Consider the following 14,277-nt stretch of genomic DNA (forward strand, 5'->3'; position numbering starts at 1 on the left):
CCGATGCACAAGCGGGCGCTCTTGGAAAGCGCCTATGACGCGGCGGTCGCAGCCTGCAAGCGCCCGGAGACGATCATCGCCGCGCTGCCGCCCAAACCGGCCGGGCGCGTCATCGTGATCGCCGCCGGCAAGGGCGCGGTGCCGATGGCGCAGGCGATCGAGGCGCACTGGCCGGACGCGACCGGCATTGCCGTCACGCGCACCGGCTATGGCGGCCCGCTCCGGCGGATCGAACTGGTCGAGGCAAGCCATCCGGTGCCCGACGCCGCCGGGCAGGCGGCCGCCGCCCGATGCCTGGCGCTGGCGGAAAGCGCCGGGGAAGGCGATCTGGTGCTCGTGCTGCTTTCCGGCGGCGCTTCCGCCCTGCTCGCCGCGCCCGCGCCGCCGCTTGACCTCGCGGCGAAGCAGGCCGTGACGCGCGCGCTGGTCCGCTCCGGCGCCTCGATCGGCGAGATCAATCTGGTGCGGCGGCATCTCTCGCGCATCAAGGGCGGGCGCCTCGCCGCCGCTGCCTTCCCGGCGGACGTGCTCACACTCGCCGTCTCGGACGTGGTGGGCGACATTCCCGAGGATATCGGCTCCGGCCCGACCGTGGGCGACGCCGGCACGACCGTCGACGCGCAGGCCGTGCTCGCCCGCTACGGCATTGCCGATCCGGGCGGCTGGAGCGAATCGGTAAAGCCCGGCGACCCGCGCCTCGCGCGCAGCCGGTTCGCGGTGATCATCCGCCCGGACGACGCGCTTGCCGCCGCCGCGGATTTCCTGCGCGCGCATGGCTACACGCCCGAGATCATCGAGAAGGAAGCGACCGGGGATGCACGCCTCGTCGCGCGGCGCCACGCGCGGATCGCCGTCGATTCCTGCAGCCGCGGGCAGCGCACGGCCCTGATTTCCGGGGGCGAGCTGACCGTGACCGTCACCGGATCGGGCTGCGGCGGGCCCAATCAGGAATATGCGCTGGCGCTGGCCGCCGCGATCAAGGGTCTGGCGGGTGTCGCCGCGCTCGCGGCCGATACCGACGGCGTCGACGGCAATCGCGATGTCGCGGGCGCCTATGTCGATGGCGAGACGCTGGACGATCTCGAGGAAGCCGACATCGACGTGGCCACCGTCCAGGCGAACAATGACGCGGGGAGCGCGCTGGGCGAGATCGGCGCGCTGTTCGTGCCGGGGCCGACACTCACCAACGTCAACGACCTGCGCATGATCCTGGTCGATCCCTGAGATGACGCCCGAGCGCCTCGTCGTCGCCACGGAGCTGCTCGACATCGCGCTCGATGCCTGGGGCGATCCGTCCGGCCCGCCGGTGCTGCTGCTGCACGGCTTCCCATTCGACCCGCGCTCGTTCGATGCGGCAGCGGCGCTGCTGGCGCAGGCCGGCATGCGCGTGCTGGTGCCCTGGCTGCGCGGCTTCGGGCCCACCCGCTTCCGCGACGCGGAGACGATGCGCTCGGGCCAACAGACCGCCATTGCCGACGATGCGCGCGCGCTGCTCGATGCGATGGGCATTGACCGTGCGCTGGTGGCTGGCTTCGACTGGGGCGGCCGGGCAGCTTGCATCATGGGCGCGCTGTGGCCCGAGCGCGTGCGCGGGGTGCTCGTCGTCGGCGGCTATCTGGTGCAGGACCTCTCCGATCCCACGCGGCCCGTGCCCGCCGCCACGGAGCACATGATCTGGCACCAGTATTTCCTCTCGTCCGAGCGGGGGCGGCGAGCGCTTGCCGAGGCGCCGCGCGACATCTGCCTGCACTTGCGGCGGCAATGGTCGCCGGGGCTGGTGGACGAGGCGCTGTTCGATCGCACGGCGCCCGCCTTCGACAATCCCGACTTCGCGGCGGTGAGCTGGCACAGCTATGCCCATCGCATCGGCGCGGCGCCGGGCGATCCCCGCTATGCCGCGCTGGACGCCGCGCTGCTGCCGCCACCGCCCGTCCCGGTCCCCGCCATCGTCCTCACGCGCGGCGGCGGCATGATGGGGGGCATGCGCGCCGCCGGCCAGTTCCCCGCGCTGGTGCGCGAATGGCCGGTCGAAGACACGGGCCATGATCCCGCCGCCGAGAAGCCGCAGGCCTTCGCCGAAGCGCTGCTGGCCCTTGCCCGCGCCGCACCCTGAGCGCCGCGGCGGGCCGGCGCGACATCGCGCGCCCGCCTGACACATGGCGATCGCCCACGGACGCCGGAAAACGCCGTTCCCGAGCCGGGAATCACGCGCCTGCCCGAGCAATTACCGGACAGATCAGGACACATAAAACAGCATCGGCTTTCCTGCCGCATCGGGGCCGGGGCAGGCGGTTGACAGGGCCCTCGGTGGCTATGAATGATATGGTATATCATACCAAAGCGGATCGCCGCCGGGACCAAGCGCTTTGCCGGGCTGTGAGGGCCGCCTTGCTGGCGCTGTTGCCGCCCCTCAGAACTGCCGGGAGGCATAATCCCGCCGGAAGCCGTCCGCGAAGGCCTTGAGGTCCCCGTGCGCGATCGCGTCGCGCAGGGCGGCCATCAGCGCCTGGTAGAAATGGAGATTGTGCTGGGTCATCAGCATGGCGCCCAGCATCTCCCCGGCCTTCACCAGATGGTGGAGATAGGCGCGGCTGACGCTGCCGCAGACCGGGCAGGTGCAGCGCGCGTCGAGCGGCGTGGGATCCTCGGCGAAGCGGGCATTGCGGATGTTGAGCGGCCCGCTCCAGGTGAAGGCCTGCCCGTTGCGGCCCGAGCGGGTCGGCAGCACGCAATCGAACATGTCGATGCCGCGCTCCACCGCGCCCACGATGTCGTCCGGCTTGCCGACGCCCATCAGGTAGCGCGGCTTTTCGGCCGGCAGATGATCCACGCAATGATCGAGGCAGGCGAACATCGCGTCCTGCCCCTCGCCCACGGCGAGGCCGCCCACCGCATAGCCATCGAAGCCGATGTCCACGAGCGCCTGCGCGGACTGGCGCCGCAGCTCGACGTCGAGTGCACCCTGCTGGATGCCGAACAGCGCCGCCCGCGCGGCATGGTCCCCGCCGCTGTCAAACCCCGCGCGCGAGCGGGCCGCCCAGCGCATGGAGCGCTCCATGGCCTGCGCCTGCGCGTCGCGGCTGGTCGTCGTCGGCACCAGCTCGTCGAACGCCATCACGATGTCACTGCCGAGCAGGCGCTGGATCTCGATCGATCGCTCCGGGCTCAGCATGTGGCGCGTGCCGTCGATATGGCTGGCGAAGGCCACGCCCTGCTCGGTCACCTTGGTGAGGGCGGAGAGGCTCATCACCTGATAGCCGCCGCTGTCCGTGAGGATCGGCCGCTCCCAGCCGGAAAGGGCGTGGAGGCCGCCCAGCTTCGCCACCCGCTCGGCGCCGGGGCGCAGCATGAGGTGATAAGTGTTGCCCAGGATGATGTCCGCCCCGCTGGCGCGCACCTCGGCCGGGCGCATCGCCTTCACGGTCGCCGCCGTGCCCACGGGCATGAAGGCCGGCGTGCGGATGACGCCCCGCTTCATGACGATCTCGCCGGTGCGCGCCTTGCCGTCCGTTGCATGGACGCTGAAGGCGAACCGCGCCTCCTGCGGATCGGCCGGCACGCGAAAGGGGGGCGGGGTCATGGATGCAGTCTCGCTCATGCCCGTGCCATAGCGGGCCACAGCCGCAATGAAACCCCCGCGCGCGGGGGTGGGTTGGACAGGTTGAGAAATTTGAGGGGCGGCTGCTGGTTGGGGTTATGGGGGAAGTGGACTGACGGGATGCGACCAGACCACGTCGCTTCGGTGCAATGACGAAATGTCGACTATCCGGCGCAAAACGGGCGTTAGCATTATGATAGCGAACCTGTGTGGGTCGAAAAGTACGTAATTCCAGTCTCTAGCTGGTTTGTGACTGCAACTGGAATGGCTCTTAGGCTATCAAGCGTCCCAGTTTTAATTTTGCCAATCACGGCGCGCATCGCATCTTGAACTTTGCGGGAGCTCTACCCAATTTGCCTCCCCAAGCATGGGGGCTGATAATGACAGGGTTAGTTGAGGAAATACAGGCGAAGGTGCTGGACAAGAATGTCAGCATTACTGAGCTTTTGCGCATGGTGAAGTTGGCGGCATCTAAGCTTCAACTCACTGATGCCATTGAATGGGTTGACCATGAGCTAAGGGGCTATCCAACGCGAGATAGTGTGCCTGAATACCGCCGCACGATGGGCGAATTGAAGGCCCACAACCCTATGCGTGGTCCCATTCCCGTCGCTGGCGATCAAGGGTTGATTAGGAAAATCTCTGAGCAATTTATCACAGAGCCAATCAGTAAGGTTGAGGCTCTGTGCGGTGATGGCACTGGTACGCTAATTTCTAAGGTTGATGGCGAACTTACGGCCGCCATCGCCAAAGGAAACTACGGCATCCACATGGATATGTTTGTCCACATGTCTGCTGCCGTTTTCGTCGACATTCAAGAACAAGTGAGAAATCAAATTTTGGATTGGGCAGTCAGTCTCGAGCAAGCTGGCGTGCGTGGTGAAGGAATAAGCTTTAGCATGGAAGAGAAGAAAAAGGCTGCTGACGTAGCTTCTTCTGTCATTCACAATTATGGTGTAATCCATAACGGCGATAATAGCGGAAATCAGAACCGCATGAACGTCAACGCGAGTGATAATTCTACTAACTCACTGGATATAGATAACACATTCCAGAATCTCTTACTGGCCGTTCAAGAGGGCGTTCCCAACGCTGAACATCGTGAAGAGATGATTGAAATCATCAAAACAATGAAAGAGACGAAAGGCACATCAGGCTACGTGTCAGCGTTTCAAAAGCTTGTTGGATATGCTGCGGACTATGCCACTGTGTTAGCACCGTTCATTCCTGCCCTTAGTTCCTTGTTGAGCTAGCCTCTCTAGGCGCCCAGAAGCGGACAGTTCGGATTGTCCGACGGTCCCGACCTAGGTAGTGGAGCCTGCGCAGCTATGCGAACGTCCGTTATCAGCAACCAGACATTGCAGTTTCAGGGTGATAACGGCGGCATTGTCCCATTTTCTACCGGAAGCCGCCTGTCCGCTCCCCACCCCCTTTCCGACATCCGATGACCCAAAAGCCCCAACAAAAGCGCCCCCCCTCCACCTGCCGGTTTGTCCCACCCCCCTCTCCCCTTCCCCAATTTTCCGGCTGGACCGGCGGCGCGGCCGCGCTAATGTTTGCTGGCCGAGGAGCGCATCAAGGCCCCGGTCAACGCGCTGGCCCTATGCTGCCCGGGGGCTGGCTCTCATGGGGAGAGGTTCGTGGCAGAATTCGACATGATTGACGCGACGGCCTGGGCGGCGATGCTGCTCGGGGCCTTTACACTCGCCGCCGCCATCGGCGCGCTGCGCAAGCCGGGGCTGTGGCAGGCCATGGTCCGGGAAATCGAGCAATCGCCGGCGCTGCAATTGCTCTGCGGGCTGGTCGAGCTGATGCTCGGCGCTGCCGTCTATCTCGCCAATCCCTGGATCCCGGCGGATATCCTCACCTGCATCATGAAGACGCTGGGCGGCATCATGATCGCCGAGGCGCTGGTGGTGCTCGCTTTTTCGGATCTCTACTTCCATTTCTGGCTGCGCAACCTGGCGCACATGCAGCGGACATGGGTGATCCTCACCTTCGTCTTCGGCCTCGCGCTCACCGTGGCGGGACTGGCGCGGCTGGCATAGGGCTGGATCCGCCCCAGGAAGCGGGGCGGCAGGGTCGAGCGGCCGCCACGCGTGGCCGGTCAGCCGGGGCTGTCCTCGAAGTGCCAGTGGCGGATGAAGGCCGAGGGCTTGTCCTCGAACAGATCCTCGCCCACACGCCGCGCCTTGCGCATGAGGCGCGCGATGCGCTTGCGGGCCAGCGCGGAGAGCAGGGCGGCGGCGGCCGGGTCGGGCAGGGCGTGAGCCTGCGCGCCGATCCAGTCCAGCAGCATGTCGAGATCATGGCGCTCGCCGAGCAGGTCGCCCAGACGGTCGGGCGGAGCGATCCGGTCGCCGGCATGATCGGGCGCGAGGCTGCGCAGCAGGCGCATGTGCTGCCAGTGATATTTTGCCTGCTTGCGCCACTCGTGACTGGCGGCCGATTCGGCAGGCGACCCTTCGAGCGTGGCCAGCGTCGCCATGGCGCGCCGCGCCTTGCGGTAGGTCTGGCGCAGGCCGGGGAGCAGGGCCGCCTTCCCATGATCCGTGAGCGACCAGCTTTCCGCCCGGACGCGCGCCGCGAGCAGGGGGGCGGCGCAGCCATCGAGCAGGGCCGCCGTCCGGCCGGTCGTGCCTTCGGCCTCGCCCGTCAGCGCTGTGCGCAGCGCGGCCAGCGCGGCGGGGGAGATGTCGTCCCCCGCGTCGCGCGCCAGCAGATCGATCGTTTCGCCCAGAACCCGCCTGTCGCGGGTGCCCGAAAGCGCCGCGCCGATATCGCGAAAGGCGGCATTTTCGGTGCGCCAGGCCGGGAAAGCGGGGCGGACGAGCCGCAGCAGCCCGCGCATCGCCTTGCAGGCGCGGCGGACCTGATGGATCAAGTCCTCGTCCGGCGCCGCGCGTTCCCGGACCAGCGCCAGAGCGCCATCCAGCGTCTCGCACGCGATGCGACGAAACCCGGCTTCCACCGTGTCATCCGATGGCCTGAAACGAAAGGGCATGCGACCCCGATCCTGACCTCACCCGCCAGCGACGCTAATTATTTACCTCCCGAGCGGCAATGGTCCTTTTTCGGGGGAGGCGCCTCAGTGCGCCGCGCCCCAGCTCGCGCCGGTGCCGATCTCCACGCCGAGCGGCACGGACAGCGTCACCATCGGCGCGGCGGCGCCGGCCATGACTTCGCGGATGACCGGCGTGGCCGCGTCCACATCGCTTTCCGGCAGCTCGAACACCAGCTCGTCATGCACCTGCAGCAGCATCCGCACCCGCTCCAGCCCGGCCTCGCGCAGCGCCGGGCCCATGCGGGCCATGGCGCGCTTGATGATGTCCGCGCTGGTGCCCTGGATCGGCGCATTGATCGCCGCGCGCTCGGCGCCCTGCCGCACATGCTGGATGGATGACCGGATCTGCGGGAACCATGTCTTGCGACCGAACAGGGTGAGGGTGTGGCCACTCGCCCGGGCCTTTTCCAGCGTCTCGTTGATGTAGACGGAGATGCCGGGGAAGCGATCGAAATAGCGGGCGATCATGGCCTGCGCTTCCTCCGGGTCGATCTCCAGCCGCGCCGCGAGGCCCCAGCGGGAGATGCCGTAGAGGATGGCGAAATTGATCGTCTTGGCGCGGCCGCGCGTATCGCGGTTCACTTCGCCGAACAGCTCCTGCGCGGTCGCGGCGTGAATGTCCTCCCCGCGCTGGAAGGCAGCGCGCAATTGCGGGACATCGGCCATGTGCGCGGCCAGCCGCAGCTCGATCTGGCTGTAGTCCGCCGCGAGGATGACATTGCCGGGCTCGGCGACGAAGGCGTCGCGGATCTGCCGGCCCATCTCGGTGCGGATCGGGATGTTCTGGAGATTGGGGTCGGTCGAGCTCAGGCGCCCGGTCTGCGCGCCGGTGAGCGAGTAGCTGGTGTGGACGCGGCCGGTCTCCCGGTTGATCTGCGCCTGCAGCGCATCGGTGTAGGTCGACTTGAGCTTGGCGAGCTGGCGCCAGTCGAGCACCAGCCCGGCGATCTTCACGCCATCCGCCTTCATTTTCTCGAGCACGGTCACGTCGGTCGAGTAAGCGCCCGACTTGCCCTTCTTGCCGCCCTTGAGGCCCATCTTCTCGAACAGGATCGCGCCGAGCTGCTGGGTGGAGCCGATGGCGAAGGCCTGGCCCGCCTCGGCATGGATCTCCTCTTCCAGCCGCGCCATTTCCTGCGCAAAGCGGCCGGACAGGCGCGAGAGATGATCCCGGTCCACTTTCACGCCGGCGCGTTCCATGCCGGCCACGACCGGGATGAGCGGCCGGTCGACCAGCTCATAGATGCGCGTCGCGCCTTCCTGGTGCAGGCGAGGGCGGAAACGCGTCCACAGCCGCCAGGTGACGTCCGCATCTTCCCCGCCATAGCGCGTCGCGGCGTCGAGCGGCACCTGCGCGAAGCTGATCGCCTTCTTGCCGGTGCCGGTGACGTCCTTGTAGCTGATGCAGCTGTGCTCCAGCACGGCATGCGCGATCTCGTCCATGCCGTGCCCGGCGAGCGACTGCCCGGCATCGAGGTCGAAGCTCATAACCATCGTATCGTCGATGGGGCTGACCTGCAGGCCATGGCGAGCCAGCACGTTGATGTCATATTTGATGTTGTGGCCGATCTTGAGCACGGCCGGATCGACCAGCAATGGCGCGAGCCGCGCGACGACTCCCGCCATCGGCAATTGCGGCGGCGTCTCGCCGAACATGTCGTCGCTGCTCTTGTGGGCAAGCGGGATGTAGCAGGCCGTGCCCGGCGCGGTGGCGAGACAGATGCCGACGAGCCCGGCGGCGATGCTGTCCAGCGAATCCGTCTCCGTATCGATGGCGATGATGCCGCTTTCGCGCGCCTGCGCGATCCATGCGTCGAGCCGCTCGAAGGTCGTCACCGTCTCGTAGCTGTCGCAATCGATGGGCGGCAGGGGCACGAAATCGGGCGTGCCGGGGTCTGCCGGCGCGGCCGCCGCCGCCACCGGATCGGCCTTCGTGCGGCCCGGCGCATGGACCGCCATGCGCGAGAGCAGCGAGCTGAAGCCCTGATCCTCCAGGAAATGCCGCAGCGGCTCGGGCGGGATGCCGTCCAGCTTCAGCTCGTCGAGCGTCTGCGGCAGCGGCACTTCGCAATGCAGCGTCACCAGATCGCGCGAGAGGCGGGCGAGGTCGGCATGCTCGATGAGCCGCTCCCGCAATTTCGAGGGCTTCATGTCCGGCGCGGCGGCCAGCACGGTGTCGAGATCGCCATATTCGAGGATGAGCTTCGCCGCTGTCTTGGCGCCCACGCCCGGCACGCCCGGCACATTGTCCACGCTGTCGCCCATCAGTGCGAGCACGTCGCGCAGCTTCTCCGGCGGTACGCCGAACTTCTCCATCACGTAGCTGTCGCTGCGCCGCTCGTTCTTCATCGTGTCGAGCATGTCCACGCCCGGCTGGATGAGCTGGGCAAGGTCCTTGTCCGAGGAGACGATCGTGACGTCCCAGCCCTGCGCGCGCGCCTGCACGGTATAGGTGGCGATGATGTCGTCCGCCTCGAAGCCGTCCTCCTCGATGCAGGGCAGCGAGAAGGCGCGGGTCGCTTCCCGGATCAGCGGGAATTGCGGCACCAGATCCTCCGGCGCGGGCGGACGATGCGCCTTGTACTGATCGTAGAGATCATTGCGGAAGGTGTGCGAGCCCTTGTCGAGGATCACCGCGAGATGCGTGGGCCCTTCCTCCTTGTCGAGCGCATCGGCCAGCTTCCAGAGCATGGTGGTGTAGCCATAGACGGCGCCCACGTTCAGCCCGTGCCGGTTCGTCAGCGGGGGAAGCTGGTGATAGGCGCGGAAGATGTAGCTCGAGCCATCGACGAGATAGAGGTGATTCCGGGAAGACATGGAATGCGGGATAGCGCTCCCTTGGTCATGAAGCCAGCCTCCCTGCATCCCATGTCGTGCCGAGCCGCGCGCCGTTCAGGACTGCGGCTGATCGTCCTCGTTCTGCGTCTCGTCCTCCTGCGGCTGCGTCTCGTCGGGCGCGGTGGAACCGCTTTCCACAAGCGCATTGCCTGCGGTCTGGAAATTGGTGACCGCTTCCAGCTCCACGCTCCTCAGCTTCTCCTGCAGGGCGTTGTAAGTGTCCGTGTCGCCCCGGGCGCTGGCCGCCGTCATGGCCTGCTGCACGGTCCGCCGCGATGCTGCCAGATTGATGTTCTTGAGCAGGGCGTCGGTTCCGGCCTTGTTCTCGGAGGCCTGCAATAGCAGTTGCAGGCCGAGCTGGAACGAGCAGGCCTGGTGATAGCCATTGACCATGCGGATCATGTCGTCTGCGGTGTAGCTCTCCAGCGCGAGCGGCCGCCGGGCGATGATCTCCGTGAGGAGCTTCCGGCGCTCGGCGTCGATCACGTTCGTGATCGCGGGGATGATCTGGTTCTTGTAGACATTGGCCGTCACATGACTGCGCGTGGCGGTCGACAGCCCGGCGAGACCGGCGAGAATGGACTTGGCCTGCTCTCCGCCCACAATGGTCGAGGCGGTCGACAGTCCCGAGGCGAGCACGTCAAAGGCCAGCCCGACCGAAGCCTCCTTCGCGTAGATACTCCCCTTTTCCTTTTCGCAATTCGCGTCGGCATGGGACAGCAGGACGGATTCCAGCCTGTTCCGGTAGACCTGCGATGCGCGGGCCAGCGAATATGCGGTGTACAGGGACTCATCGACCGTGGCTGGCGCGCCCTGCGGCAGCGTGCCGACGAATTGCTGTGGCGCGCCGTCCGCAGTCGGCTTCTGCAAGGTAAAACAATCGAGATTGATCGCGAAACTGAAATCGCCCCCGATTCCGGACACATATTGGCAAGCGGGCGTCGCCGGACGCGTGGCGATCGTTGCAGGATTGGCGCGGGCGGCGCGGCCCAACTGAACGCATCCGCTCAATAACGGTGCAGTCGCCAGAATGATCATGAATACACTTTTCATTGGCCTTCCCTCCCAAGGCGTTGAAAAGCGACCGAAGGTGTTCCTCCTTTTGGAAAGAATATCATTTCAGAGACTGCTCGGCAACGGGGCGGCGTCGCGTTTCCGCAAGATTCCAGGGGGTGGGAGGCCGGGATTTACAATCGCAGGACTGCGCTATGCCATGCGCCTCGACTGCCACGCAGGGCCCTCATGCCCGACGGAATGTCCGCACGGTCCTTCGGCCGGCACCGCCCCGTTGCCTCCGCGCCCCTCCCGCGATAGGAGGCGCGATCTTTTTCTGGGATCAAGTCGAAGGAGCCGGCCGTGGCAGGCCATAGCAAATTCAAGAACATCATGCATCGCAAGGGCGCGCAGGACAAGAAGCGCTCGGCCATGTTCTCCAAGCTCTCCCGCGAAATCACTGTCGCGGCGAAGATGGGGATGGCGGACCCGGACATGAATCCGCGCCTGCGTCTCGCCGTCAATGCCGCCAAGGCGCAGTCCATGCCCAAGGACAATATCCAGCGGGCCATCGACAAGGCGACCAAGGGGGAGGGCGAGAATTACGAGGAAGTGCGCTACGAGGGCTATGGCCCCGGCGGCGTCGCCATCATCGTGGAAGCGCTGACCGACAATCGCAACCGCACCGCCACCAATGTGCGCACCGCCTTCTCCAAGAATGGCGGCAATCTGGGTGCGTCCGGCGCGGTGAGCCACGGTTTCGACCGGATGGGGCTCATCGAATATCCCGCCGCCGTGGGCGATGAGGAAAAGGTGCTGGAAGCGGCTATCGAGGCCGGGGCCGAGGACGTCGAATCCAGTGAAGATGGTCACGCCATCTGGACTGCCATGGATGCCCTGCACGAAGTCTCCAAGGCACTGGAAGAGACGCTGGGCGCGGCCGACAGCGCCAAGCTCGCCTGGCGCCCGCAGACCACGGTGGAACTGGACGAGACCAACGCCGGCACGCTGCTCAAGCTCGTCGACATGCTCGACGATGACGACGACGTGCAGACCGTGTGGGGCAATTATGAAGTGCCCGACGAGGTGATGGAGAAGCTGGGCTGATGGACCCGCGAGGCGAGGCCATCGTCCTCGCCGCTCCGGGCGATGCACGGCCGGGCCTTGCAGGCGCGGGCGGTTCTTCCGATCGCTTGCCCACATGCTGATCCTCGGGCTCGACCCCGGGCTGGGGACGACCGGCTGGGGGCTGGTGAGAGCGCAGGGGAACCGGCTTTCGCATGTCGCCAATGGGCAGATCCGCACGGATGCCGCCTTGCCGCTGCCCAGCCGGCTCGTCGCGCTCGATGCCGCGCTTGCCGCCCTGATCGCCGCCCACGCGCCCGACGAGGCGGCGGTGGAGGAAGTGTTCGTCAACAGCAATCCGCAATCCACGCTCAAGCTGGGGCAGGCGCGCGGCGTGGTGCTGCTCGCGCCGGCGCGGGCAGGCCTTCCGGTCAGCGAATATGCCGCGCGGCTCGTCAAGAAATCGCTTGTCGGCGTGGGGAGTGCCAGCAAGGATCAGGTGCATGCCATGGTCGCCCGGTTGCTGCCGGGGGCTGTCATCAGCGGCGCGGACGCGGCCGATGCCCTGGCGGTGGCGATCACCCATGCGCATATCGGCGCAACGACCCGGCGCCGCGCGGGGCTTGCCTGAGCGCCTGTCCGATCAGGCGAATAAATGTATACGATTTGTGTCCGAGCTATGGCCGAGCGTTGCGTGATCGGATAAGGACCCCTCAGCGGAAAGGAGGATGTTCATGACGGTACCCGTGCGGGCGATCACGTGGATCGTCCTGCTGGCATCCGCGGGCAGCCCGGCAAAGGCCGAACTGCCGGCGCCGGTCCGGGCCATGCTGGATGCGGCCATCGCGAGCGGCAGCGAGGCGGACATCGCCAGCGTGGCGAAAGTGGCCAAGGTCGCAAATCCGGCGGATGCGAAGGAAATAGACGCGATGGTCGCCAGCCATCGCCAGGCCGTCAAGCGGGCGGAGCTGGCGCACAAGCGCGAAGCGAGCACGTTCGAGGACTGGCACGGCAATGGCGAACTGGGCGGTTCCACGACCACCGGCAATACCCGCAGCGCCGGCCTGAGCGCTGGTCTCACATTGACCAAGACCGGCATCAAGTGGCGCCACAGGGTGCGGGCAACCACGGACTATCAACGCAATGACGGCGCGACCACCCGCAACCAGTGGATGGCCAGCTACGAGCCCAATTTCCAGCTGCGCGACAGCTTCTATCTCTTCGGCCTCGCCATGTACGAGAAGGACCGCTTCCAGGGCTTTTCCGATCGCACCACCGTGTCCGGCGGCTTCGGCTACCGCGCGGTGGAAACCGACGATCTGAAGATCGATATCAAGGGCGGCCCCGCCTGGCGCGGCACGCATTGGCTTGACGACCCGGCGACCAACGAACTTGAGGGGCTGGCCGGCACCGATCTGGTCTGGCGCCTCACGTCGCGCATCGAGATCAGCGACAATGCCCAGGCGATCTGGGGTGCGGACAACAGCACCTACAGCAATACCGCCGCCTTCACGGCGAAGCTCAACGGTTCGCTGTCCGGCCGCTTCTCCTATGCCGTGCGGCACGAGACCAATCCGCCGCCCGGCTCGGTGGCGACCGACACCATCACGCGCGCCACGCTGGTCTACGGCTTCTAAGCGCAGGGCGGTCGCCTTTCAGCTTTTCTGACTGACTGAACAGGCGCCCCGGTCAGTCCGGCCAGGGAGCCTCCCGAAGCCCCCCAGCCCGGCACGCGGAACGCTCAGGACCTCAGTTCCGGCCCCAGAACAGGAAGGCCACCGCCCCCATCAGGCACAGGAAGGCGCCGGCATGCCGCCAGTTCACCGGCTCGCCGAGGTAGGTGACCATGAAGATGCCGAAGATACCGAGCGCGATGACTTCCTGCACGACCTTGAGCTGCCCGGCGCTCCAGCCGCTGGCATAGCCGAGGCGATTGGCGGGCACGGCGAAGCAATATTCGAACAGGGCAATGCCCCAGCTCATCAGGATGACCAGCAGCAGCGGGCGCGTCATGCCGCCCTTGAGATGCCAGTACCAGGCGAAGGTCATGAATATGTTCGAGACGAGCAGAAGCGCGATGGTCGGCATGGCGCCCTGAATGCCAGCAGGGCGGGGGAAACGCCATGGGGATGTGAGGCCAATCCGGCGCGGTGCGGCCGGGCGGCGGCGGGCGGTTCAGGTGCGCGCCACTCGCGCGAAGATCTGCCGGAGCGTTTGCGCGCATTGCTCAAGCTCCCGGTCGGAGAGGTCGGCCAGCATGGCGCGCCGCTCGCTGTCGAGGATCGGCTGGATCTTGTGGACCACGGCAAGGCCCGCCGGCGTGAGCGTCACCAGCTTGGAGCGGCCGTCGCGCGGATTGTCCCGTCGCTCGATGAGGCCGTCCGCCGCCAGGCCCTCCACCACGCGGACGAGGGTGGGCCACTGCACGAGCAGCCGCTGGCCAAGATCGGTCAGCGTCACCGGCTGCGGGCCGAACGCGATCGTGAACAGCGCCTGCCAGCGCGCCCGGCTCTGCCCCGTCTCGGCGCGCAGCCGGTTGTCGATATGTGTGACCCACGAGCGGCCGGACATCACGAGCAGGCGCGACAGGCGATACTCCCGGTCGAGCCGCTCGCCCACGGGATAGAAATCATTGTAGAAGCACGCCCAGTCGTCGAAATCGCTGATGGTGGCCCGCGCTTCGCTGTCCGTCTTCTTCATACCCCCGTCAGCAGCCATG

Annotated in this window: 13 protein-coding genes; 7 read left to right on the top strand and 6 right to left on the bottom strand. The window is 66.4% G+C overall.

The features are described from left to right. Positions 1 to 3: 3 nt before the first annotated feature. Complete coding sequence (locus tag SLG_RS01790) at positions 4 to 1,224, top strand: glycerate kinase type-2 family protein (RefSeq protein WP_014074691.1); 1,221 nt, start codon at positions 4 to 6, stop codon at positions 1,222 to 1,224. 1 nt (position 1,225) lies between these two features. Continuing rightward, positions 1,226 to 2,113, top strand: a complete 888-nt coding sequence (locus SLG_RS01795; RefSeq protein WP_014074692.1) for an alpha/beta fold hydrolase — start codon at positions 1,226 to 1,228, stop codon at positions 2,111 to 2,113. Between the two features lie 297 nt (positions 2,114 to 2,410). On the opposite strand, the gene tgt is transcribed toward SLG_RS01795, so the two are convergent. Beyond that, the gene (gene tgt, locus SLG_RS01800; RefSeq protein WP_051003670.1) at positions 2,411 to 3,580 is read right to left on the bottom strand and encodes a tRNA guanosine(34) transglycosylase Tgt; all 1,170 of its coding nucleotides are present in this window, start codon (positions 3,578 to 3,580) and stop codon (positions 2,411 to 2,413) included. Between the two features lie 398 nt (positions 3,581 to 3,978). On the opposite strand from tgt, the gene SLG_RS01805 reads away from it, so the two are divergent. Further along, on the top strand, positions 3,979 to 4,851 hold the full coding sequence (locus SLG_RS01805; protein WP_041391675.1) for an AbiTii domain-containing protein: 873 nt from the start codon (positions 3,979 to 3,981) through the stop codon (positions 4,849 to 4,851). A 387-nt stretch (positions 4,852 to 5,238) separates the two neighbouring features. Beyond that, positions 5,239 to 5,646 (top strand): hypothetical protein, encoded by a 408-nt coding sequence (locus tag SLG_RS01810; protein WP_014074694.1) that lies wholly within the window; start codon positions 5,239 to 5,241, stop codon positions 5,644 to 5,646. Positions 5,647 to 5,705: 59 nt separating this feature from the next. On the opposite strand, the gene SLG_RS01815 is transcribed toward SLG_RS01810, so the two are convergent. From SLG_RS01815 to SLG_RS20175, 3 genes are all read right to left on the bottom strand, one after another. Next, positions 5,706 to 6,602, bottom strand: coding sequence for a CHAD domain-containing protein (locus tag SLG_RS01815; RefSeq protein WP_014074695.1), 897 nt, complete (start codon positions 6,600 to 6,602; stop codon positions 5,706 to 5,708). An 84-nt stretch (positions 6,603 to 6,686) separates the two neighbouring features. Beyond that, a complete protein-coding gene (polA, locus tag SLG_RS01820; protein ID WP_014074696.1) occupies positions 6,687 to 9,479 on the bottom strand; it encodes a DNA polymerase I in 2,793 nt (930 codons plus the stop codon). Between the two features lie 75 nt (positions 9,480 to 9,554). Further along, positions 9,555 to 10,424: a hypothetical protein gene (locus SLG_RS20175; protein WP_158512660.1), complete on the bottom strand. Its 870-nt coding sequence runs from the start codon at positions 10,422 to 10,424 to the stop codon at positions 9,555 to 9,557. Between the two features lie 432 nt (positions 10,425 to 10,856). Between SLG_RS20175 and SLG_RS01830 the strand changes: the two genes are divergently transcribed. The 3 genes from SLG_RS01830 to SLG_RS01840 all read left to right on the top strand — a co-directional run bounded on the left by SLG_RS01830 (position 10,857) and on the right by SLG_RS01840 (position 13,195). Next, the gene (locus SLG_RS01830; protein WP_014074699.1) at positions 10,857 to 11,600 is read left to right on the top strand and encodes a YebC/PmpR family DNA-binding transcriptional regulator; all 744 of its coding nucleotides are present in this window, start codon (positions 10,857 to 10,859) and stop codon (positions 11,598 to 11,600) included. Between the two features lie 94 nt (positions 11,601 to 11,694). Continuing rightward, on the top strand, positions 11,695 to 12,189 hold the full coding sequence (gene ruvC, locus SLG_RS01835; RefSeq protein WP_014074700.1) for a crossover junction endodeoxyribonuclease RuvC: 495 nt from the start codon (positions 11,695 to 11,697) through the stop codon (positions 12,187 to 12,189). A 103-nt stretch (positions 12,190 to 12,292) separates the two neighbouring features. Next, positions 12,293 to 13,195 (top strand): DUF481 domain-containing protein, encoded by a 903-nt coding sequence (locus SLG_RS01840; RefSeq protein ID WP_041392393.1) that lies wholly within the window; start codon positions 12,293 to 12,295, stop codon positions 13,193 to 13,195. 112 nt (positions 13,196 to 13,307) lie between these two features. On the opposite strand, the gene SLG_RS01845 is transcribed toward SLG_RS01840, so the two are convergent. Beyond that, positions 13,308 to 13,646, bottom strand: coding sequence for a DMT family protein (locus SLG_RS01845; protein WP_014074702.1), 339 nt, complete (start codon positions 13,644 to 13,646; stop codon positions 13,308 to 13,310). 87 nt (positions 13,647 to 13,733) lie between these two features. Continuing rightward, positions 13,734 to 14,276, bottom strand: a complete 543-nt coding sequence (locus tag SLG_RS01850) for a MarR family winged helix-turn-helix transcriptional regulator (RefSeq protein WP_083853285.1) — start codon at positions 14,274 to 14,276, stop codon at positions 13,734 to 13,736. Position 14,277 lies beyond the last annotated feature (1 nt).

Source organism: Sphingobium sp. SYK-6 (genome assembly GCF_000283515.1).
In the GTDB taxonomy this organism is placed as follows: domain Bacteria; phylum Pseudomonadota; class Alphaproteobacteria; order Sphingomonadales; family Sphingomonadaceae; genus Sphingobium; species Sphingobium lignivorans.